Here is a 21,637-nt window from a genome sequence, read left to right as displayed (position 1 = left end):
AATAAAAAAACCTTTAGATTACCAGCGCGTCTTAAGCAGGTTCGGCTGAATCCCGTTGATTGCATGGGTATTGCTGAACTGCTGCTTAATGCCAGCCTCGAATTCTTCGCGGAAATATTTAATCGCGCTCTGCAGCGGCTCAACCGCGCCCGGCGCGTGCGCGCAGAAGGTTTTACCCGGGCCCAGGAATCGACACAGTTGCTCAAGGGTTTCGATATCGCCAGGCTGGCCTTCGCCGCGCTCCAGGGCGCGCAGGATCTTCACGCTCCACGGCAGCCCATCGCGGCACGGCGTACACCAGCCGCAGGACTCGCGGGCGAAGAACTCTTCGAGGTTGCGCACCAGCGAGACCATGTTGATCTCGTGGTCAACGGCCATCGCCAGCGAGGTGCCCAGACGGCTGCCCGCTTTACCAATGCTTTCGAACTCCATCGGCAGATCGAGGTGCGCTTCGGTGAGGAAGTCGGTCCCTGCCCCACCCGGCTGCCAGGCTTTAAACTTCAGGCCATCGCGCATGCCGCCGGCGTAATCCTCCAGGATCTCGCGGGCAGTGGTGCCGAACGGCAGCTCCCAGACGCCCGGGTTCTTCACGCGGCCGGAGAAGCCCATCAGCTTGGTGCCGGCATCTTTACTGGTGGAGATGTTCTGGTACCACTCAACGCCGTTGGCCAAAATCGCCGGCACGTTGCACAGGGTTTCCACGTTGTTGACGCAGGTCGGCTTACCCCACACGCCGGAGCTCGCCGGGAACGGCGGCTTGGAGCGCGGGTTAGCGCGGCGACCTTCCAGGGAGTTAATCAGCGCCGTCTCTTCGCCGCAGATATAGCGCCCTGCCCCGGTGTGGACAAACAGCTCGAAGTCAAAACCGGTGCCGAGGATGTTTTTCCCCAGCAGGCCCGCCTCGGTGGCTTCGGCAATCGCGCGGCGCAGATGCTGGGCCGCTTCGATATACTCTCCGCGCAGGAAGATGTAGCCGCGGTAGGCCTTCAGCGCAAACGCGGAGATCAGCATGCCTTCCACCAGCAGGTGCGGCAGTTGCTCCATCAGCAGGCGGTCTTTATAGGTGCCCGGCTCCATTTCATCGGCGTTACACAGCAGGTAACGGATGTTCATGGACTCGTCTTTCGGCATCAGGCTCCACTTCAGACCGGTGGAGAAGCCCGCGCCGCCGCGCCCTTTCAGGCCAGCGTCTTTTACCGCCGTGACGATCTCGTCCGGCGCCATGCCGGTCAGCGCTTTTCGCGCCCCTTCATAGCCATTTTTGCTGCGATACTCGTCCAGCCAGACCGGCTGCTTGTCGTCGCGCAGGCGCCAGGTGAGCGGATGCGTTTCCGCAGTACGAATTACGGTTTTCATTTGTACTGCTCCAGAAGGTCAGGAATTGCCTCCGGCGTCAGATGGCTGTGAGTGTCCTCATCAATCATCATGGTCGGTCCCTTGTCGCAGTTGCCCAGGCAGCAGGTCGGCAGCAGGGTAAAGCGGCCATCAAAGGTGGTCTGCCCTGGCTTGATGTTCAGCTTCTTCTCGATGGCGGCCTGAATCCCCTGATAGCCGGTAATGTGGCACACCACGCTGTCGCAGTAGCGGATCACGTGACGGCCAACCGGCTGGCGGAAAATCTGGCTGTAGAACGTCGCCACGCCTTCGACGTCGCTGGCCGGGATGCCCAGCACATCGGCAATAGCGTAGATCGCGCCATCCGGCACCCAGCCGCGCTGTTTCTGAACAATTTTCAGCGCTTCGATGGACGCCGCACGCGGGTCTTCGTAGTGGTGCTTCTCGTGCTCAATAGCCTCACGCTCTGCCGCACTCAGCTCAAAAGCCTCGGTTTGTGGTTGTTGATTCTCGTGCATAATTAGCGGTCCACGTCTGACATAACAAAATCGATACTACCCAGATAGACGATCAGGTCGGATACCAGGCTGCCGCGGATCGCCGACGGGATCTGCTGCAGGTGCGCAAAGCTCGGCGTGCGGACGCGGGTACGGTAGCTCATGGTGCTGCCGTCGCTGGTCAGGTAGTAACTGTTAATCCCCTTGGTCGCCTCAATCATCTGGAAGGATTCGTTGGCCGGCATGACCGGGCCCCACGATACCTGCAGGAAGTGGGTGATCAGGGTTTCGATATGCTGCAGCGTGCGCTCTTTCGGCGGCGGCGTGGTCAGCGGGTGATCCGCTTTGAACGGCCCTTCCGGCATATTGTCGAGGCACTGCTGAAGAATGCGCAGGCTCTGGCGCAGCTCTTCGACTTTCAGCATCACGCGGGTGTAGCAGTCAGAGACGCCGCCCCCGGTCGGGACTTCGAAGTCGAAGTTTTCATAGCCAGAATAAGGACGCCATTTACGCACGTCGAAGCCGATACCGGTGGCGCGCAGGCCTGCGCCGGTGGTGCCCCACTCCAGCGCCTCTTTAGCGGTATAGGCTGCCACGCCGACGGAACGGCCCTTCAGAATGGTGTTGCGCAGGGCGGCTTTTTCATAGGAGTCCAGACGCTTCGGCATCCACTCGAGGAACTCACGCAGCAGACGATCCCAGCCGCGCGGCAGATCGTGCGCGACGCCGCCGATGCGGAACCACGCCGGGTGCATACGGAAACCGGTGATCGCTTCCACCAGATCGTAGATTTTCTGCCGATCGGTAAAGGCGAAGAAGACCGGGGTCATCGCGCCGACGTCCTGAATAAAGGTAGAGATATACAGCAGGTGGCTGTTGATGCGGAACAGTTCGGAGAGCATTACGCGGATCACGTTGACGCGATCCGGCACGGTGATCCCGGCCAGTTTTTCCACGGCCAGCACGTACGGCATCTCGTTGACGCAGCCGCCAAGGTATTCAATACGGTCGGTGTACGGGATGTAGCTGTGCCAGGACTGGCGCTCGCCCATCTTCTCGGCGCCGCGGTGGTGGTAACCGATGTCCGGCACGCAGTCGACGATCTCTTCGCCATCCAGCTGCAGAATAATGCGGAACGCACCGTGCGCGGAGGGGTGGTTCGGACCGAGGTTGAGGAACATGAAGTCCTCGTTGTCGGTGCCGCGCTTCATGCCCCACTCTTCCGGTTTGAAAGTCAGCGCTTCCATCTCCAGATCCTGTTTGGCTTTGGTCAGCTCAAACGGATCGAATTCGGTGGCGCGCGCCGGGTAGTCTTTACGCAGCGGGTGGCCTTCCCAGGTCGGCGGCATCATGATGCGACGCAGGTTCGGGTGGCCATCGAAGGTAATACCAAACATTTCCCAGGTTTCACGCTCATACCAGTTGGCGTTGGGGAACAGTTTGGTGAAGGTCGGCAGATGCAGATCGTTTTCAGACAGCGCCACCTTGAGCATGATGTCGCGGTTGCGGTCGATGGAAATCAGGTGATAGAAAACGGAAAAATCCGCGGCGGGCAGGCCATCGCGGTGCGTGCGCAGACGTTCGTCCATGCCGTGCAGGTCAAACAGCATCACGTAAGGCTTCGGCAATTTCTTCAGGAAATCACCCACCTCAAGCAGCTGTTCGCGCTTGACCCATACCACCGGTACGCCGGTGCGGGTTGGCTGAACGGTAAAGGCATCCGGCCCAAAGCGGTTGCGCAGTTCGCCGATCACCGGGTCATCAAGGTGATCGCGGGTTTGCCAGGCTGGTGCGGCGTCATGCGCGGTTAAATCGGTCATATTGTTCACCATTGCAAAAGGTCCGTGGTGACTGCCGGGCGAGACTTCGCGCTGTTGTAGATTGATTTGCGAAGTGGTTCTCCCGCCCGCAGGCGCAAATTAAATCTCGTCCGGCGTCCGCAGATTGGTCACTGCAATACGTTCGCCGCGTTTACGCTCGCGTTCCGACTGCATATTGGCGCGATAGACGCCCTGATCGCCAACCACCCATGAGAGCGGACGACGTTCTTTACCAATGGACTCCTGCAGCAGCATCAGCGCCTGCATATAGGCCTCCGGACGCGGCGGGCAGCCCGGGATGTACACATCGACCGGAATGAATTTATCCACGCCCTGGACGACGGAATAGATGTCGTACATGCCGCCGGAGTTCGCGCAGGCGCCCATGGAGATCACCCACTTCGGCTCCAGCATCTGATCATAGAGACGCTGAATAACCGGCGCCATTTTGGTGAAGCAGGTTCCGGCGACCACCATCAGGTCCGCCTGACGCGGAGAGGCGCGCAGAACTTCGGCCCCAAAGCGCGCAACGTCATGCACCGCAGTGAATGACGTCACCATTTCCACATAACAGCAAGAAAGGCCGAAGTTATACGGCCAAATTGAGTTCTTACGGCCCCAGTTCACCATGTCATGCAGCGCGTGTTCGAGTTTCCCCATATACACGCTTTTGTTGACTTCCTGCTCCAGGGGGTCGGTAACGATCTCCTGTTTCTGCAGGGGGTAACGGTCGTTCTCACCGTTAGGATCTATGCGGGTGAGCGTATAATCCATCTTATTGCCTCGCTTTTACTGCATATGACGGTTAGTGGGACTGTCTGTTTCCGGGTTAACCAGCGTGCGACGGGAACGCGCAGGCGTCCAGTCCAGTGCGCCGATGCGAACGAGATAAACCAGACCAGCCAGTAGCACTAAAATGAAAATTGCGGCTTCCACAAAGCCGACCCAGCCGCTCTCGCGGATGGAGGTCGACCATGCGTAGAGATACAGGGCTTCCACGTCGAAGATCACGAAGAACATGGCAACCAGATAAAACTTCGCAGAAAGACGTAAGCGGGCCGAACCAACGGAGTCGATCCCCGATTCAAACGGCGTGTTTTTGCTACGCGCGCGCGCGCGACCGCCAAGGTACCAGCCGCCGACGAGCATCAGGCAGCACAGACCGATAGCGATGATGAGAAATATAGCGAATGCCCAGTGATGAGCGATGACTTCAGTGGATGTTGACATACGCATTGCTTAACCAAAAAAGTGTAGCGCCAAAACCCTCTGCTCTTACTGGCAGATGAACGCCACAGCGTTTCACGGGAGGAATAAAAAATAACCGTGCAAAAAAGCGTCCCTGGAAGATGTGAGAAGCCCAGATGCCGTGGCTTTTTACCCCTTTCTTTAACCTTTTGTCAACTTTAACAAAAGTTTTCATAACATTAATTTACATTGGAATCTTTTCATTAACATTAAATGCCCTTTTATGCGAAATAACCTTGCATACTGTTCGGTTTTAGTGTTGTTGAATCGTGTCCGTTTCCGTCGTAAATCAAAAATCCCTGCTATTTTGACAGGATTTAGCCTCGATTCCTCCCCCCAAAGAGGGGTATTTTCTTGATCTGCGACACGGTTTTGTTAATTACCCCAGGAAATCGGCAACAATCCATCCGGTTTTTTAACATTAGCAGGAAGTGTTGAAAGTGCAGGAAAAAGTCGGCAAGGTGAGCGCCCGGTCACGCCAATATGCTGATTTTTCTGCAAAGAAATAAAAAAAAGATTCAAAACATCAATAAGAGTGCAAAAAAAAGAGCCACCAGACGAGAAACCCAGCCCTGAGGCTCTTTTTGGACACTTACATTCTGTTACCAGTTTTTGTGATCTTTGTTAGCAACATAACCTCACAAAATGAAGGTGCTTCCTCCCTCTTCCGGAGTAAGTGCCGGCCCCGCGCGCCAGGGATCGCTCTCCTGGCTCAGAGACTGAAAAATCGCCTGCGGTAGTTCGCTCACCGTCTGCGGATTGCAGCTGACGACGTACCGGGTATCCGGCAGGACCGGCAGGCCATCGCTAATGCCGGCCACGCGCAAATCCGGGCTCATCATTTCGACCGGACGCGCGGTGACCCCCAGCCCGGCTTTCACTGCCGCTTTCACCCCGGAGAGCGACGAGGCGCCGTGGGCCAGATGCCAGGAGACGCGGGCAGCCTCCAGCGCGGCGATGATGTCCTCACGGAACGGGCCAGGCTCTTCGAGCAGGATCAGGGGGATCGACTCCCCTTTCGCCAGCACGTAGTCCGCCGCACAGTACCAGAGGGTAGGCGATGTTCTCAGCGTGAAAGCGGTAAAACCGGGAAGCTGATGGGTGGTTAATGCCAGATCGACCTCTCCCCCGCTCAGCATCGCCATGATGACGGCGTGGGGATGGACTTTAATCTCCAGCGTCATTCTGGGATAGAAGCAGCCGATGCGGTTTAACAGAAACGGCAGGATAGTATCAGCGGTTTCTTCCGACGCGCCGATAGTCAGTCCCCCCTGCAGACTGCCATACATCAGCGACATGCAGGCTTCATCGTTAAAGCGCAGGATTTTGCGGGCATAGCCCAGCAGCTGAATGCCCTGCTCGGTCAGCAGTTTATTGCGTCCGTGACGAGCGAAAAGCTCCTTGCCAACCAGCTGCTCCAGGCGTTGCATTTGCTGGCTGACCGCGGACTGGGTACGGCACACTGCGGCGGCGGCGGCGGCGAAGGTGTTCAAATCAGCGACGGCTACAAAGGTGCGCAGCAGATCGAGATCGAGGTTGAGTATCGGACGTGTTGTATTAATCATCTTTCTTCACTTACAGGTGGCTAACGCTGACCTGCCTTGTTGATGCTTTACGCCAGGTTTCCGGCTATTCCCTGAGCCTTGTGCTCACCGTCAGATGGCGGATAAACAACTGGACGAACGTTATTACATGCCAAAGTACTCATCTGAGCAAATGCGCAGAACACCGGAGTAATATATTGTTCGTATTCCTCATTATTATTAATTACCACGGCCAGCAAGGCGTCATACGTCGCCCCGGGAAATCGCACAGTGGTGGTGAGAAAGCCTCTCTTTCGCCGGACTTCTTTTCTGGCGAAAAACGAACAATAAAATTCTGTAATAACAATATATTAGATACCAATTCAGCCGTAAATCATACCGACTAGCACTGATATTAACGGCGATATTCTAACCGATTCCCATCCTTTTTATAAGCCTTAATAAGGATTAACTGAGTTAATTTTAAATTTTTTTCAACATTTAATATAAATTAACAAACCTCAGATTATTACCTGTCAAAAATAATAATAATGCGCTTGCGCACAGTTTTTTATTAAAATTACTTAACATCAAGATTACAAATCAACCGCTATTACATTAAGGATAGCGTTTTTTTGCGGCCATCCATTCTTCAGCCCCCCCGTTTACCCGACAAACAAACCAGATAAATGATGGTAAAAAAGGCACTACCTCAACATAGACGACCGAAAAAATGCCATGAAAAGGCATAAACCACAGGAAAAATCAGCAAGCAGCAGATAAATCAATTACGCTTAAAATCCTGCGTTAGCAAAATCTTCTCCTGCAAAGCCTTCAAAACAGCGGGGAGGCGGAGTACATTGTTCCGTGCTGACTTCCACGGCAGGGAGTGGCGATAACAGCTAAAAGGTCAAGATTCATGTCCCCCATCGAAAAATCCAGCAAGTTAGAGAACGTCTGTTATGACATCCGCGGCCCGGTTCTGAAAGAAGCGAAACGTCTTGAAGAAGAAGGCAATAAGGTTCTGAAACTGAACATCGGCAACCCGGCGCCCTTCGGCTTCGAAGCCCCTGACGAGATCCTCGTCGACGTCATCCGCAATCTGCCTACCGCCCAGGGTTACTGCGATTCGAAAGGATTGTACTCGGCGCGTAAAGCCATCATGCAGCATTACCAGGCGCGGGGAATGCGCGATGTCACCGTGGAAGATATTTACATCGGCAACGGCGTGTCCGAACTGATTGTCCAGGCGATGCAGGCGCTGTTAAACAGCGGCGATGAGATGCTGGTTCCCGCCCCGGACTACCCGCTGTGGACGGCGGCGGTGTCCCTTTCCAGCGGTAAAGCGGTGCACTATCTGTGTGACGAATCCTCTGACTGGTTCCCGGATCTTGACGATATCCGCGCTAAAATTACGCCTCGCACCCGCGGGATCGTGATCATCAACCCCAACAACCCCACCGGCGCGGTCTATTCCAAAGAACTGCTGCAGGAGATCGTGGAGATCGCCCGCCAGCACAACCTGATTATTTTCGCCGATGAGATCTACGACAAGATCCTCTACGACGAAGCCCAGCATCACTCCATTGCCGCTCTGGCGCCCGATCTGCTGACGGTGACCTTCAACGGACTGTCGAAAACTTACCGCGTCGCCGGCTTCCGTCAGGGCTGGATGGTGCTGAATGGCCCGAAAAAACATGCGAAAGGCTATATCGAAGGACTGGAAATGCTGGCGTCAATGCGTCTGTGCGCCAACGTGCCGGCCCAGCATGCTATCCAGACGGCGCTGGGCGGCTACCAGAGTATCAGCGAATTCATCATTCCCGGCGGGCGTCTGTATGAACAGCGCAACCGCGCCTGGGAGTTGATCAACGATATTCCGGGCGTCTCCTGCATGAAGCCAAAAGGCGCGCTGTACATGTTCCCGAAAATCGACGCCAAACGCTTCAATATTCACGATGACCAGAAAATGGTGCTCGATTTCCTGCTGCAGGAGAAAGTGCTGCTGGTGCAGGGTACTGCCTTTAACTGGCCGTGGCCGGATCACGTACGCATTGTGACCCTGCCTCGCGAAGACGACCTGGAGATGGCGATCTCCCGCTTCGGCCGCTTCCTCTCCGGCTACCATCAGCTGTAATCGTGCCGCCGCCGGCATTTGCATCCGGCGGCGATCCCTGCGCACAATGGAACCCGATGTTGTCACTGATTAAGGGTTCCTATGAGTCAGAGTCATTTCTTTGCCCACCTCTCCCGTCTGAAACTGATTAACCGCTGGCCGCTGATGCGCAACGTGCGCACTGAAAATGTCTCCGAGCACAGCCTGCAGGTGGCGATGGTCGCCCACGCGCTGGCGGCGATCAAAAACCGCAAATTCGGCGGCCAGGTCAACGCCGAGCGTATCGCCTTGTTAGCGATGTACCATGACGCCTCGGAAGTCTTAACTGGCGATCTCCCTACTCCGGTGAAATATTTCAATTCGCAGATTGCCCAGGAGTATAAGGCGATTGAGAAAATCGCCCAGCAGAAGCTGGTGGATATGGTGCCTGACGAGCTGCGCGATATTTTCGAACCGCTGATTGACGAGCATCACTACAGTGAGGAAGAGCAGTCGATCGTCAAACAGGCTGACGCCCTCTGCGCCTACCTGAAATGCCTCGAAGAGCTGTCGGCGGGCAACAATGAATTTCTGCTGGCCAAAGGCCGTCTGGAAAAAACGCTGGCGTCGCGGCGCAGCGCGGAGATGGATTATTTTATGCAGGTGTTTGTCCCGAGCTTCCAGCTGTCGCTGGATGAAATCAGCCAGGATTCGCCGCTGTAATTTTTCAGGCCGGGCAGCGGTCGCCCCCTACCCGGCCTGCATACCTTAAAACGGGAAGAGCACCGGGATCAGCAGGACGCAGACCACCATTACCAGCACGGTAAAGGGCACGCCAATCTTTACAAAGTCGCTGAAGGAATACTTACCCGGGCCAAGCACCAGGGTGTTGACCGGCGAGGAGACCGGGGTCATAAACGCCGCCGAAGCCGCCATCGCCACCACCATGGCAAAGGGATAGGGCGACACGCCCATCGACTTCGCCGCCGCTAAGGCAATAGGCGCCATCAGCACAGCGGTGGCCGTGTTAGAGATAAACAGGCCTATCGCCGCGCACATCACAAACAGGCAGCCGAGCATCAGATAAGGCCCCTCGCCTCCGGCAACGTCCATCAGTCCCTTGACCACCAGATCCACCCCACCGGTTTTCTGCAAGGCCAGGGCAAACGGCATCATCCCGACAATCAGAATAATGCTCGGCCAGTGGATCGCCTTGTAGGCGCTTTCGGCGTTGATGCAGCGGAATTTGCCCATCAGCAGACAGGCGATGATCGCGGCGATAGGGTTGGGGATTTCATCCGTCAGCATCAGGGCCACCATCAGCACCAGACAGAAAATCGCGTGCGGAGCCTGGCTGTGGGCCGGCGAAGCGTCATCGACCTCAACCGGCATATTGAGCACCACGAAATCCCGACCGCGCTTCGCCAGCAGGGCAATTTGCCGCCAGTTGCCGACCACCAGCAGGATATCGCCGAGCTGCAGCGGCTCATCGACCACGGAACCATCCATCGCTTTGCCATCGCGCTTCATGCCGACGATATTGAGACCAAACCGGGTGCGGAAGGCTATCTCACGCACCGTTTTGCCTATCATCTCTGAATCCGGGATCAGCGCCACCTCCGCCATCCCCACATCCAGCGCCTGATCGGCAAAATACTCGCCGCGCAGCACCATCGGCTCGAGCATTTGCTCGCCGCAGAACTGGCGCAGGTCGACATCGGAGGCGGACATATCGATCAGCAGGACGTCGCGGGCGCGAAATTCCGATACCCCGTTGACGTTAACAATCACCCGACGGAACCGCCGCCAGCGCTCAACGCCGATGACGTTGGCACAGTAGCGCTCACGCAGCTTTAAATCATCCAGCCGCTGACCGATCATCGGCGAACCGGGTCGGATCGCCAGCCGGCGGGCGCGGCCGGTGAGGTGATATTCGCGAATCAAATCGCGGAAGGTGCTTCTTTTTCGTCCATCGCGCGCGGATTCGCCATTATCCGTCTTCAGCATAAAGCGCACCGCCAGCATATAGACGATGCCCAGGATCAGCACCACCAGGCCAATCGGCGTGACGCTGAAAAAACTGAAGCCGTGCAGCCCTTCGCGCAGCAGTTCGCTGTTGACCACCAGGTTGGGCGGCGTCGCCACCAGGGTCATCATCCCGCTGATAAGCCCGGCAAAGCTCAGCGGCATCATCAGCCGCGAGGGGGAGGTATTCATCCGCGCCGAGACGCTAAGGACCACCGGAATGAAAATGGCGACCACGCCGGTGGAGCTCATAAACGCGCCCAGCCCGGCGACGGTGAGCATCAGGTAGATCAGCATTTTGGTTTCGCTGTTGCCTGCTACGCTCACCAGCCAGGCGCCCATCTTGGTGGCTACCCCGGTACGCACGAGGCCGTCGCCGATAATAAACAGGGCGGCAATCAGGATCACGTTAGGATCGCTGAACCCGGAAAAAGCTTCGGTCAGCGTCAGCGTGCCGCTGAGGACAAAGGCGACAATGACCATCAGGGCGATAGCATCCATGCGCACCTTGCCGGTAGCAAACAGCACAACCGCGATGGCCAGGAGGGATAAAACCCAAATCAATTCACCGTTCACAACGTTTCCTTGTCACAAGTGGGAGTCGACATAGTGGCATAAAAAAGCCCCGACGACGCGGGGCGAAATCATGGGTTTACGCTTTAAGACGCACATTCACCACGCCGTCGGCCTGGCGTTCAACCAGCAGATCTTCCAGGCTGCTCAGCACGAGGTCGGCTTCATCCAGACGGGGGGCATCGGCAGGCACCTTGACCGCGATGGTGCGACAGCCTGCCGTCAGCCCGGAGAGCAGCCCCGCCGGCGCATCTTCCACCACCGCGCACTCCCCGGCAGGCAGCCCCAGCCGCTCGGCGCCCAGCAGATAGGCGTCCGGCGCCGGCTTGCCGTGCTTCACTTGCTCAGCGGTGACAAACACCTCCGGCATCGGCAGGCCCGCCGCGCGGTGACGCGCGTGCGCAACCGGAATCGAGCCGGAGGTGACAATCGCCCACGGGATCCCAGCCTCATTGAGCGAATTCAGCAGGGCTAACGCCCCCGGCAGGGCGACGATGCCTTCGATATCAGTGGCTTCCATCTGCTCGAGATAACGGAATTCGGCCTGGATATCCTCCTCGCTGCGACCCGGCATAAAATGGCGAATGGAGGTAATGGCCTGCTTGCCGTGAATAAAACTGAGAATTTCATCATGGTCGATGGCGAAACGATCCCCCCACTTGCACCATGAACGCTCCACCACCGGCAAGGAATCCACCAGCGTCCCGTCTAAATCGAACAGGAAACCTTTACACTGCACGGGCACCTCCCTCAGGCATTGATGATTTGGTTAATTTCGTTACTGCTCAGATGATACTGGCGCGGGCAGGCGTGCCAGACGCTCAGCATCCGCTGATATTTCTCCCACATCGGGGTCTGCGAGTTAAAGCCATGGGTGCCGGCGTCAAAGTGGCTGTAACGGCCTTCAACATTGACCATAAAGCGCACGTAGCCGAGAAAACGCGCTTCGGTGGCGGCATCAAAGCCGAGGAAGGTGACCCGACGCTCGTCGATACCCTCCGCGTCTTTCAGGTTGGTCCAGGAGACGTGTAGCGCGTGGTACATCTCCATGATGTCGATAACGGTACGGCAGGTTTCTTCCGTCAACTGGCCGAACTCGCGGTCCAGTTCACGCATCTGCAGCCCATACCCACGCTCAATGATGGTTTGCAGACGACGGTAGCGCTCCGCATTGTCCGGGTCGAGCATCGTCATCATTTTGTACTGATTGGATAAAATCAGACGCTGCGCATTGGTCATTTCCATGTTGTGACTCCTGTAGCACGGTAGGGCGTGAAATAAAGAAGGCGCATAAATCATGCGCCTTCTTTTATATGCGTTTTCCGTAGTGAATTACAAATCATCAAGGAAAGTTTTATCGAGTTGTTTGAAGGCGCGCTTAAGCGTGTCAGCCAGCGCCTGATAATCGGGCTTGCCTTCGACAGGCGCCAGCGCCTGCCCCGCCTCCTGCAGTTTGCCGCGTACTTCGTAGAACCAGTTAAGAATGGAAGGCGGCAGCGGCGTCACTGAACGTTTACCCAACCACCATAACCCCTGCATCGGCAGGCTCAATGCAAACAGCGCGGTGGCCACGGCGGGACCCAGCTGGCCGCCCAGCGCTATCTGCCAGCAGAGAGTGAAAATGGCGATCGGCGGCATGATGCGGATGGCGTAGCGGGTGGCACGAATGATGCGGTTTTCGATAAATACCGGCGCGAGGCGCTTGTCGAGAGGCCAGGTCTTGGCGTAGTGCTGCCCGCGGTTGAACAAGCTAAAGAAGCTAACGGGGCGTTTCTCAGGGGTCGACATGGCTTTACCTCAACTTTACATATAAAACTTAAAAAATTCGTGCAAAACACCAACTATGCATGACATCGTTCAAAAGATTTTGGCAAAGGATACCGCAATCAGGTATCCTGTGCCCGCCTGAAAGGGCGGATAGACTCTTTTGCCAGGCTAGTCAAATTATCGCATATTCTGCCATTGGCTGAAAATTATGCAAAATGGCATAAAATCAAATGTACTTATCTCATCGTGCCTGAAAACAGAACAAGGCATGATGTTAATCATAAATGTCGAGGTCATCCTGCGCTACGCTAATGACACACTGACGTTTTTTTAGCCACGTATCATAAAAAGGTACTTCCATGTCGAGTAAGTTAGTACTGGTTCTGAACTGCGGTAGCTCCTCTCTGAAATTTGCTATCCTTGACGCCGTGAACGGCGACGAATACCTGTCCGGTTTAGCGGAATGCTTCCACCTGCCGGAAGCCCGTATCAAATGGAAAATTGACGGCGGCAAACAAGAAGCCGAATTAGGCGCGGGCGCCGCGCACAGCGAAGCACTGAACTTTATCGTTAACACTATTCTGGCACAAAAACCAGAACTGTCTGCTCAGCTGACCGCAATCGGCCACCGTATCGTCCACGGCGGCGAAAAATACACCAGCTCCGTAGTCATCGACGAGTCCGTGATTCAGGGCATTAAAGACGCCGCGTCCTTCGCCCCGCTGCACAACCCGGCACACCTGATCGGCATCGCTGAAGCGCTGAAATCCTTCCCGCACCTGAAAGACAAAAACGTGGCAGTATTCGATACGGCGTTCCACCAGACCATGCCGGAAGAATCCTATCTCTACGCCCTGCCGTACAGCCTGTACAAAGAGCACGGCGTTCGTCGTTACGGCGCGCACGGCACCAGCCACTTCTACGTGACTCAGGAAGCCGCTAAGATCCTGAACAAGCCGGTTGAAGAGCTGAACATCATCACCTGCCACCTCGGCAACGGTGGTTCGGTTTCCGCTATTCGTAACGGCAAGTGCGTTGACACCTCCATGGGTCTGACCCCGCTGGAAGGCCTGGTGATGGGTACCCGCTCCGGCGATATCGATCCGGCCATCATCTTCCATCTGCACGACACCCTGGGCATGAGCGTTGACGCCATCAACAAAATGCTGACCAAAGAGTCCGGCCTGCTGGGCCTGACCGAAGTCACCAGCGACTGCCGCTACGTGGAAGACAACTACCAGGAAAAAGCCGACGCTAAACGCGCGATGGACGTCTACTGCCACCGCCTGGCGAAATACATCGGCTCCTACACCGCGCTGATGGACGGCCGTCTCGACGCCGTGATCTTCACCGGCGGCATCGGTGAAAACGCCGCGATGGTGCGTGAGCTGTCGCTGGGCAAACTGGGCGTACTGGGCTTTGAAGTTGACCATGAGCGTAACCTGGCTGCCCGCTTCGGCAAGTCTGGCTTCATCAACAAAGAAGGCACCCGTCCTGCCGTGGTTATCCCGACCAACGAAGAGCTGGTCATCGCGCAAGACGCCAGCCGTCTGACCGCATAATTCCACACCGCCAGCCCTGACCCACAATACTTCGAGCTGCAGGAAGGCGGCGACACAGCAGATCCCCGGCGCGTACAGCGCGTACGCGACCGGGGTGAGCAAGTAGAGCCAACGCACGTGCAACGTGGAGTATGACGGGTCGCTGGTGGTGCTGTTTTGTATCCCGCCTGATACTGGCGGTAACGAAAGAGGATATACCGTGTCCCGTACTATCATGTTAATTCCTACCGGTACCAGCGTAGGCCTGACCAGCGTCAGCCTCGGTGTGATCCGCGCTATGGAACGCAAAGGCGTTCGTCTGAGTGTCTTTAAACCTATCGCCCAGCCGCGCTCCGGCGGCGATGCCCCGGACCAGACCACCACCATCGTTCGCGCCAGCTCCTCCACCACCACCGCTGCTGAACCGCTGAAGATGAACCACGTTGAGTCTCTGCTCTCCAGCAATCAGAAAGATGTGCTGATGGAAGAGATCATCGCCAACTACCACGCGAACACTCAGGACGCGGAAGTAGTACTGGTGGAAGGCCTGGTGCCGACCCGTAAGCATCAGTTCGCCCAGGCGCTGAACTTTGAAATCGCCAAAACCCTGAACGCGGAAATCGTCTTCGTGATGTCGCAGGGCACCGATACGCCAGAACAGCTGAACGAGCGTATTGAACTGACCCGCAACAGCTTTGGCGGCGCGAAAAACACCAGCATCACCGGCGTTATCATCAACAAACTGAATGCGCCGGTCGACGAGCAGGGCCGTACCCGTCCTGACCTGTCAGAAATCTTCGACGACTCATCCAAAGCGAAAGTCGTGAAGATCGACCCGGCTCAGCTGCAAAACGGCAGCGCGCTGCCGGTGCTGGGCGCCGTACCGTGGAGCTTCGATCTGATCGCCACCCGCGCGATCGACATGGCCCATCACCTGAATGCGACCATCATCAACGAAGGCGACATCAACACCCGCCGCGTCAAATCCGTGACCTTCTGCGCGCGCAGCATCCCGCACATGCTGGAGCACTTCCGCGCGGGCTCGCTGCTGGTTACCTCCGCAGATCGTCCTGACGTGCTGGTTGCCGCCTGCCTGGCTGCGATGAACGGCGTGGAAATCGGCGCCATCCTGCTGACCGGCGGCTATGAAATGGACGCGCGCATCAGCAAGCTGTGCGAACGCGCCTTCGCCACCGGCCTGCCGGTATTCATGGTCAACACCAACACCTGGCAGACCTCCCTGAGCCTGCAGAGCTTCAACCTCGAAGTACCGGTTGACGATCACGAGCGCATTGAGAAAGTTCAGGAATACGTCGCCAACTACATCAACGCCGACTGGATCGAATCGCTGACCGCGACCTCCGAGCGCAGCCGTCGTCTCTCCCCGCCAGCCTTCCGCTACCAGCTGACCGAGCTGGCGCGCAAAGCCGGCAAACGCGTGGTTCTGCCGGAAGGCGACGAGCCGCGTACCGTGAAAGCCGCCGCTATCTGCGCCGAACGCGGGATCGCCACCTGTGTGCTGCTGGGTAACCCGGATGAGATCAACCGTGTTGCGGCAGCGCAGGGCGTTGAGCTGGGCGCCGGTATCGAAATCGTCGACCCGGAAGTGGTACGCGAAAGCTACGTGGCTCGCCTGGTCGAACTGCGTAAGAGCAAGGGCATGACCGAAGCGGTCGCCCGCGAGCAGCTGGAAGATAACGTGGTTCTCGGCACCCTGATGCTGGAACAAGACGAAGTCGACGGCCTGGTGTCCGGCGCGGTACACACCACCGCCAACACCATTCGTCCGCCGCTGCAGCTGATCAAAACCGCACCGGGCAGCTCGCTGGTCTCTTCGGTGTTCTTCATGCTGCTGCCGGAACAGGTTTACGTTTACGGCGACTGCGCGATCAACCCGGATCCGACCGCAGAGCAGCTGGCGGAAATCGCGATTCAGTCTGCTGACTCCGCGATTGCCTTCGGCATCGAACCGCGCGTGGCGATGCTCTCCTACTCCACCGGTACTTCCGGCGCGGGTAGCGATGTAGAAAAAGTCCGCGAAGCGACCCGCCTGGCGCAGGAAAAACGTCCTGACCTGATGATCGACGGTCCGCTGCAGTATGACGCCGCGGTGATGGCTGACGTCGCGAAATCCAAAGCGCCGAACTCGCCGGTAGCTGGCCGCGCGACCGTGTTCATCTTCCCGGATCTGAACACCGGTAACACCACTTACAAAGCGGTACAACGCTCTGCCGACCTGATCTCCATCGGGCCGATGCTGCAGGGTATGCGCAAGCCGGTCAACGATCTGTCTCGTGGCGCGCTGGTAGACGATATCGTCTACACCATCGCACTGACCGCGATTCAGTCAGCTCAGCAGCAGAAGTAATCGCTCGCTGAGAGAAAAGCAAAAGGCAGCCAGATGGCTGCCTTTTTTTGTCAGGAGGCGAACAGCGTTTGCTGCCACGCGTTCGCGCGATTATTCGCGCTCGCTCTCTTCCGCGTCATCATACTCGTTACCGGCGTTGCGGGTCATCCACAGCGCCAGCGCTTTCAGGGAGTCGGGCGTGAACTCATCGCAGCGGGCGGTGATCTCTTCCGGCGTTAACCAGCACACCTCGCTTACCTCTTCTTCCTGCAGGGCAAACGGCCCGTGGGAAACGCAGCTGAACAGGCTTCCCCAGACGCGGCAGAATTTATCTTCGTAGTAGAACTGGCCGTGATCAGCGAACGGCACCCCGGCGATGCCTAACTCCTCTTCCGCCTCGCGGCGGGCCGACTCCAGCAATTGCTCATCAGCCTGCACGACGCCGCCGGCGGTGGCATCCAGCATGCCCGGATGAAAGTCTTTTGTCTCGGTGCGTCGCTGCACCAGAATTTTCCCCATTCCGTCGTGAACGACGATATAGGTCGCCCGGTGGCGCAGGCACTGCGCGCGCATCTGCTCGCGGCTGGACTGTGCTATCACCTCATTGTTTTCATTAACAATATCGACCCATTCTGTGCTTGCCAAATGATTCTGTTCCGCCATCAGGAAACCTTACTTTAAAAGCGCTCTTGCGGCGCGTCTTTATGATTGAGGGCTAAATTACGGGTAAATTGCGACCTCTGCAATAACCTGATTATCATTGAGTGCTAAAACCTGCAGACGCCCCTCATCCAGTAGCCCATAGCTGGCGGAATATCCCCCTTTCGGGATACTCACTGAGCCTGGATTAAACAGAGAGATCGCCCCGCGTTTTTCAGCAACCGGAATATGAGTATGGCCATACGCCAGGACATCGCCAGCGGCAAGTGGCGGCAAATTGTCCGGGCTATACAGATGACCGTGGGTCAGAAACAGGCGATAGCCTTCGCCAAGCACCTGCTGCCAGGGCGCGGTCATGGGAAAACGAAGCAGCATTTGATCCACTTCGCTGTCGCAGTTACCGCGGACGGCAATGATGCGCTCCGCCACGCTGTTCAGCCGCTCGGCCACCTCCGCCGGCGCATAGCCTTCCGGCAACGCGTTGCGCGGTCCGTGATTAAGCACATCGCCGAGGATGATCAGCCACCTGGCGCCACTTTGCGCGAAACGTTCAAGCACGCGTTCCGTGGCGGGCAGCGAACCATGAATATCGGAGGCAAACATCAGCTTCATAGGTTCCATCTCCACTGGTTACGATGCCTCTATGATAGCGGAAGCGCAGCGGGTTATCAGCCTCCGCGTTTGGCGGAAAGCGCCACGTAACGCTGGATTGAGGCCCGCTGCCACTGGAACGCCGCATAATCCGCCAGCGCCTCCGGCACCTCATCGCCATTGAGAACCAGACGATTGAGCATCAGCGCCAGGTCGGCGTCGGCAATAGACCATTCGCCGAATAAATTTTGCCCGCCGTGGGCCAGCAGTGTGGTCGCGGTGGCAAACAGTTTTTCCGCCGACCGCTTGCCTGCCTCGCTGAGCGCCGGCATTTTCACTCCGCCAAACACCACGGCGGTGGATCGCTCTTCACGAATGGGCACCAGATCGCTGCGCAGCCAGGCCTGGATCTGCCGGGCGCGGGCCCGCTTTTGCAGATCGTGTGGATAAAGGCGCTCCCACTCAGGCGGCGCGAAACGTTCATCCAGATATTCGGTAATCGCCGAAGACTCGCTCAGCGCGAAATCGTCAACCTCAAGCAGCGGTACGCGACGGGTGGCGGCATAGCCCGTCCAGCCGGCCTGCAGATGTTCGCCGCGGTTCAGGTCGATGGTTTTAAGGCTAAAAGGCAGGCTCTTTTCCTGCAGCGCGACATAGACAGACATCACGTACGGTGAGAAAAAATCGGCATCGGACCACAGGGTAATCACAGGCTGGCTCATAGCTTCCTCAGGGTTGGTAGACAGGGCAATAAACCAACATAGCCTGTCTTACAGGCGATGTCACTGCTCGCCCGCTGCGTGGCTGGCGACAGACCGACGCGCCGCTCGCGGATTTTCTCCCGGGTCGCGCAGCTTCACCTATACTCGATCAGTTTGCGACCCACGACGGCGGGAAATATTATGATCGATCTCTACTATGCGCCCACCCCAAACGGCCACAAAATCACCCTCTTTCTCGAAGAGGCGCAGCTGGCTTATCGGCTAATCCGGGTCGATATCGGTAAAGGGGAGCAGTTTCATCCGCAGTTTCTGGCGATTTCGCCGAATAACAAAATTCCGGCTATCGTCGACCACATGCCTGCCGACGGCGGCGCGCCGTTGAGCGTCTTTGAGTCCGGCGCCATTCTGCTCTATCTGGCGGAAAAAAGCGGCAAGCTGCTGAGCGGGGAGCTGCGGGCGCGCTATACCACCCTGCAGTGGCTGTTCTGGCAGGTCGGCGGCCTGGGACCGATGCTAGGGCAAAATCAGCATTTTTCCCACTCAGCGCCGCAAACCGTGCCCTACGCGATTGAGCGTTTTCAGGTGGAAACCCAGCGACTCTACGGGGTACTGAATCACCGCCTGGGATCCAGCCCGTGGCTGGGCGGGGACCACTACAGCATCGCCGACATCGCCGCCTGGCCCTGGGTGAACTGCCATGTCCGCCAGCGGATCGATCTGGCGAACTATCCGGCGGTGCATAACTGGTATGAGCGCATTAAGCAGCGGCCGGCGACGGTGGAAGCGATGCTAAAAATTCAGTCTTATTAACCCCCTGCTCGCCCGTCGCGCTTTGTTGTATGATTGCAGGACTTACACCACGGAGGAAGCCTGCAATGTCTCAACCAGACGCCATTATTCGTATTAAGAACCTGCGCCTGCGTACTTTTATTGGTATTAAAGAGGAAGAGATCGCCAACCGCCAGGACGTGGTGGTGAATGTGGCCATTCACTACCCTGCCGATAAAGCGCGCGACAGCGAGGACATTAATGATGCGTTGAACTACCGCACCATTACCAAACGCATCATCAGCCATCTTGAGAATGGTCGTTTTTCGCTGCTGGAAAAATTAACTCAGGATGTGCTGAATATCGCATGCGAACATCACTGGGTCACATATGCTGAAGTGGAGATCGATAAACTTCACGCGCTGCGCTATGCCGACTCGGTATCCATGACCATGAGCTGGCGGCGCTAACCATGTCAGGGAGGTGGTATGAAGATCCTGCTTACTGGTGGTACCGGCCTGATTGGCCGACATCTGATACCCAGATTGCTGGAGCTCGGGCATAGCGTCACGGTCTCCACCCGGCATCCGGATACCGCCCGCGCCCGTCTCGATCCGCGCGTCACGCTGTGGCGCGATTTCGAGGGCCATCACCACCTCAATGACATCGATGCCGTCATCAATCTGGCGGGCGAACCCATCGCCGATAAACGCTGGACCGCCGAACAGAAACAGCGCTTATGCCATAGTCGCTGGGATCTCACTCAGCGGTTGGTGGGCCTGATCCACGCCAGCGACACCCCTCCCTCCGTGCTGATCAGCGGGTCAGCCACCGGCTATTACGGCGACCTCGGCGAAGGGGTGGTGACCGAAGAAGAGCCGCCGCACAATGAGTTTACCCATAAGCTCTGCGCCCGCTGGGAGCAAATTGCCTGCGAAGCGCAAAGCGAGCGCACTCGCGTCTGTCTGCTGCGCACCGGCGTGGTACTGGCGCCGCGGGGCGGTATTCTCGGCAAAATGACCCCAGCCTTTAAGCTCGGCCTCGGCGGGCCTATCGGCAGCGGCAGACAGTACCTGGCCTGGATCCATATCGACGATATGGTTAACGGCATTCTGTGGCTGCTGGATAACGATCTGCGCGGCCCGTTCAATATGGTTTCGCCCTATCCCGTGCATAACGAGCAGTTCGCCCACGCGCTGGGTCATGCGCTCAATCGACCGGCGATTTTCCGCGTCCCCGCCGCCGCCATCCGCCTGCTGATGGGCGAATCCGCCGTCCTGGTGCTCGGCGGTCAGCGCGCGCTGCCTAAGCGGCTGGAAGCCGCCGGCTTCGCCTTCCGCTGGTACGATCTCGACGAAGCGCTAAAGGATGTGCTGAGTTAATGGCTGACAAGGGGGGGCATTGGCTCCCCTGATTCCATTCTGCTGGCTAATGCCCCACGCCAGGATGGTCTCAGCCTGGCGCTGCAGCGTCGCCCTATCCCGGGCAACCCGCGCCCTGAAGCGCCTGAGTTCATCGACAGCGGGCCGGTTCGCCGGTGTTAACAGGCGGAGTAAAGTGCTAAGGTAGGCCTTTCCTTCTTTGTATTGACTGCTTTATGACGACCATCACCACGCCTCGCCTTTCGCTTACCCGCTTTGTTACCGATGACTGGCCCTTTTTTCTGCGCCTGCGCCAGGATCCGCAGGTGATGCGTTTTATGGGCGAAATGTTAAGCGAGGAGGCGTTGCGCAGCGTGTTCGCCAGTCGCTGCGCCGATCCCGGCGTGTATGTTCTGCGTAATCAGCGCGGCGATGCGCTGGGCGATATTGGGCTTCGCGTCAGCCCTAAAAATCCGCACGAGGCCGACGTCGGCTATGCGCTGCTGCCCGAGGCTCAGGGAAAAGGGTATGCCAGCGAAGCGCTGCAGGCGATCTGCGATTATGGTTTCAGTACGCTGGGGGTGCGGGCTATCAATGCCTGGGTTTTGGCAGAGAATCGTGGCTCATCGCGCCTGCTGGAGAAGCAGGGCTTTGTACGCACGCAGGTGCTGGAGAAAGCCTATCATCTGAACGGCGTCGATTACGATGACTGGATCTACCGGCTGGAGCGTGGATCCCACCCGGCGCCCGCGGACGCCGGGTGA

The 21,637-nt window shown here is 57.4% G+C and carries 22 protein-coding genes; 8 read left to right on the top strand and 14 right to left on the bottom strand.

Features of this window, described 5'->3' with window-relative positions; translation table 11 throughout:
- Positions 1–18: 18 nt before the first annotated feature.
- From nuoF to LGM20_RS07435, 6 genes are all read right to left on the bottom strand, one after another.
- The gene (nuoF, locus tag LGM20_RS07460; protein ID WP_002913158.1) at positions 19–1,356 is read right to left on the bottom strand and encodes an NADH-quinone oxidoreductase subunit NuoF; all 1,338 of its coding nucleotides are present in this window, start codon (positions 1,354–1,356) and stop codon (positions 19–21) included.
- Positions 1,353–1,853, bottom strand: coding sequence for an NADH-quinone oxidoreductase subunit NuoE (gene nuoE, locus LGM20_RS07455; RefSeq protein ID WP_002913160.1), 501 nt, complete (start codon positions 1,851–1,853; stop codon positions 1,353–1,355). Before nuoE ends, nuoF begins: the two co-directional genes overlap by 4 nt.
- A 2-nt stretch (positions 1,854–1,855) precedes the next feature.
- The gene (gene nuoC, locus LGM20_RS07450; RefSeq protein ID WP_004201746.1) at positions 1,856–3,664 is read right to left on the bottom strand and encodes an NADH-quinone oxidoreductase subunit C/D; all 1,809 of its coding nucleotides are present in this window, start codon (positions 3,662–3,664) and stop codon (positions 1,856–1,858) included.
- A gap of 87 nt (positions 3,665–3,751) precedes the next feature.
- Complete coding sequence (nuoB, locus tag LGM20_RS07445; protein ID WP_002913178.1) at positions 3,752–4,426, bottom strand: NADH-quinone oxidoreductase subunit NuoB; 675 nt, start codon at positions 4,424–4,426, stop codon at positions 3,752–3,754.
- A 15-nt stretch (positions 4,427–4,441) separates the two neighbouring features.
- Positions 4,442–4,888 carry an NADH-quinone oxidoreductase subunit NuoA gene (nuoA, locus tag LGM20_RS07440; RefSeq protein WP_002913181.1) on the bottom strand — a complete coding sequence of 149 codons (447 nt, stop codon included), beginning with the start codon at positions 4,886–4,888 and terminating at the stop codon, positions 4,442–4,444.
- Positions 4,889–5,538: 650 nt separating this feature from the next.
- Positions 5,539–6,465: a LysR family transcriptional regulator gene (locus LGM20_RS07435; protein ID WP_032453594.1), complete on the bottom strand. Its 927-nt coding sequence runs from the start codon at positions 6,463–6,465 to the stop codon at positions 5,539–5,541.
- Between the two features lie 877 nt (positions 6,466–7,342).
- Here LGM20_RS07435 and alaA point away from each other — a divergent pair.
- Together alaA and yfbR are read left to right on the top strand one after the other, a co-directional pair.
- Complete coding sequence (gene alaA, locus LGM20_RS07430) at positions 7,343–8,560, top strand: alanine transaminase AlaA (protein WP_004201748.1); 1,218 nt, start codon at positions 7,343–7,345, stop codon at positions 8,558–8,560.
- A gap of 81 nt (positions 8,561–8,641) precedes the next feature.
- On the top strand, positions 8,642–9,241 hold the full coding sequence (gene yfbR / locus LGM20_RS07425; protein WP_002913188.1) for a 5'-deoxynucleotidase: 600 nt from the start codon (positions 8,642–8,644) through the stop codon (positions 9,239–9,241).
- Between the two features lie 45 nt (positions 9,242–9,286).
- Here yfbR and LGM20_RS07420 read toward each other — a convergent pair whose 3' ends face one another.
- The 4 genes from LGM20_RS07420 to yfbV all read right to left on the bottom strand — a co-directional run bounded on the left by LGM20_RS07420 (position 9,287) and on the right by yfbV (position 12,904).
- The gene (locus LGM20_RS07420; RefSeq protein WP_044524269.1) at positions 9,287–11,119 is read right to left on the bottom strand and encodes an SLC13 family permease; all 1,833 of its coding nucleotides are present in this window, start codon (positions 11,117–11,119) and stop codon (positions 9,287–9,289) included.
- A 76-nt stretch (positions 11,120–11,195) separates the two neighbouring features.
- Positions 11,196–11,855 carry a sugar phosphatase gene (locus tag LGM20_RS07415; RefSeq protein WP_023290514.1) on the bottom strand — a complete coding sequence of 220 codons (660 nt, stop codon included), beginning with the start codon at positions 11,853–11,855 and terminating at the stop codon, positions 11,196–11,198.
- An 11-nt stretch (positions 11,856–11,866) separates the two neighbouring features.
- Positions 11,867–12,361, bottom strand: a complete 495-nt coding sequence (locus LGM20_RS07410) for a YfbU family protein (protein ID WP_023290515.1) — start codon at positions 12,359–12,361, stop codon at positions 11,867–11,869.
- Positions 12,362–12,448: 87 nt separating this feature from the next.
- Entirely contained in the window at positions 12,449–12,904 is a 456-nt protein-coding gene (yfbV, locus tag LGM20_RS07405) for a terminus macrodomain insulation protein YfbV (protein ID WP_002913194.1), read from the bottom strand.
- Between the two features lie 338 nt (positions 12,905–13,242).
- Between yfbV and ackA the strand changes: the two genes are divergently transcribed.
- On the top strand, positions 13,243–14,445 hold the full coding sequence (gene ackA / locus LGM20_RS07400; RefSeq protein ID WP_008803940.1) for an acetate kinase: 1,203 nt from the start codon (positions 13,243–13,245) through the stop codon (positions 14,443–14,445).
- Between the two features lie 199 nt (positions 14,446–14,644).
- Positions 14,645–16,792: a phosphate acetyltransferase gene (gene pta / locus LGM20_RS07395; RefSeq protein WP_032453599.1), complete on the top strand. Its 2,148-nt coding sequence runs from the start codon at positions 14,645–14,647 to the stop codon at positions 16,790–16,792.
- 90 nt (positions 16,793–16,882) lie between these two features.
- Here pta and yfcD read toward each other — a convergent pair whose 3' ends face one another.
- The 3 genes from yfcD to yfcF are packed head-to-tail and all read right to left on the bottom strand — an operon-like array spanning position 16,883 to position 18,744.
- Positions 16,883–17,434 carry an NUDIX hydrolase YfcD gene (gene yfcD / locus LGM20_RS07390; protein ID WP_002913197.1) on the bottom strand — a complete coding sequence of 184 codons (552 nt, stop codon included), beginning with the start codon at positions 17,432–17,434 and terminating at the stop codon, positions 16,883–16,885.
- A 57-nt stretch (positions 17,435–17,491) separates the two neighbouring features.
- Positions 17,492–18,043, bottom strand: coding sequence for a phosphodiesterase (gene yfcE, locus LGM20_RS07385; RefSeq protein ID WP_023290517.1), 552 nt, complete (start codon positions 18,041–18,043; stop codon positions 17,492–17,494).
- A gap of 56 nt (positions 18,044–18,099) precedes the next feature.
- Positions 18,100–18,744 carry a glutathione transferase gene (gene yfcF / locus LGM20_RS07380; protein ID WP_032453600.1) on the bottom strand — a complete coding sequence of 215 codons (645 nt, stop codon included), beginning with the start codon at positions 18,742–18,744 and terminating at the stop codon, positions 18,100–18,102.
- Between the two features lie 180 nt (positions 18,745–18,924).
- On the opposite strand from yfcF, the gene yfcG reads away from it, so the two are divergent.
- The 3 genes from yfcG (at position 18,925) to LGM20_RS07365 (ending at position 20,894) form a co-directional block, all read left to right on the top strand.
- Positions 18,925–19,554 carry a GSH-dependent disulfide bond oxidoreductase gene (yfcG, locus tag LGM20_RS07375; RefSeq protein WP_023290519.1) on the top strand — a complete coding sequence of 210 codons (630 nt, stop codon included), beginning with the start codon at positions 18,925–18,927 and terminating at the stop codon, positions 19,552–19,554.
- Positions 19,555–19,619: 65 nt separating this feature from the next.
- Positions 19,620–19,982: a dihydroneopterin triphosphate 2'-epimerase gene (gene folX / locus LGM20_RS07370; RefSeq protein ID WP_002913200.1), complete on the top strand. Its 363-nt coding sequence runs from the start codon at positions 19,620–19,622 to the stop codon at positions 19,980–19,982.
- An 18-nt stretch (positions 19,983–20,000) separates the two neighbouring features.
- Positions 20,001–20,894 (top strand): TIGR01777 family oxidoreductase, encoded by an 894-nt coding sequence (locus LGM20_RS07365; RefSeq protein WP_044524271.1) that lies wholly within the window; start codon positions 20,001–20,003, stop codon positions 20,892–20,894.
- Here LGM20_RS07365 and LGM20_RS07360 read toward each other — a convergent pair.
- Positions 20,874–20,981 carry a hypothetical protein gene (locus tag LGM20_RS07360; RefSeq protein ID WP_032429195.1) on the bottom strand — a complete coding sequence of 36 codons (108 nt, stop codon included), beginning with the start codon at positions 20,979–20,981 and terminating at the stop codon, positions 20,874–20,876. The two genes, LGM20_RS07365 and LGM20_RS07360, sit on opposite strands and share 21 nt — an antisense overlap.
- A gap of 128 nt (positions 20,982–21,109) precedes the next feature.
- Between LGM20_RS07360 and LGM20_RS07355 the strand changes: the two genes are divergently transcribed.
- Positions 21,110–21,637: a GNAT family N-acetyltransferase gene (locus LGM20_RS07355; RefSeq protein ID WP_044524272.1), complete on the top strand. Its 528-nt coding sequence runs from the start codon at positions 21,110–21,112 to the stop codon at positions 21,635–21,637.

The sequence above is a fragment of the Klebsiella quasipneumoniae subsp. quasipneumoniae genome, from assembly GCF_020525925.1.
In the GTDB taxonomy this organism is placed as follows: Bacteria; Pseudomonadota; Gammaproteobacteria; order Enterobacterales; family Enterobacteriaceae; genus Klebsiella; species Klebsiella quasipneumoniae.
This window is presented reverse-complemented; position numbering and strand designations above follow the sequence as displayed.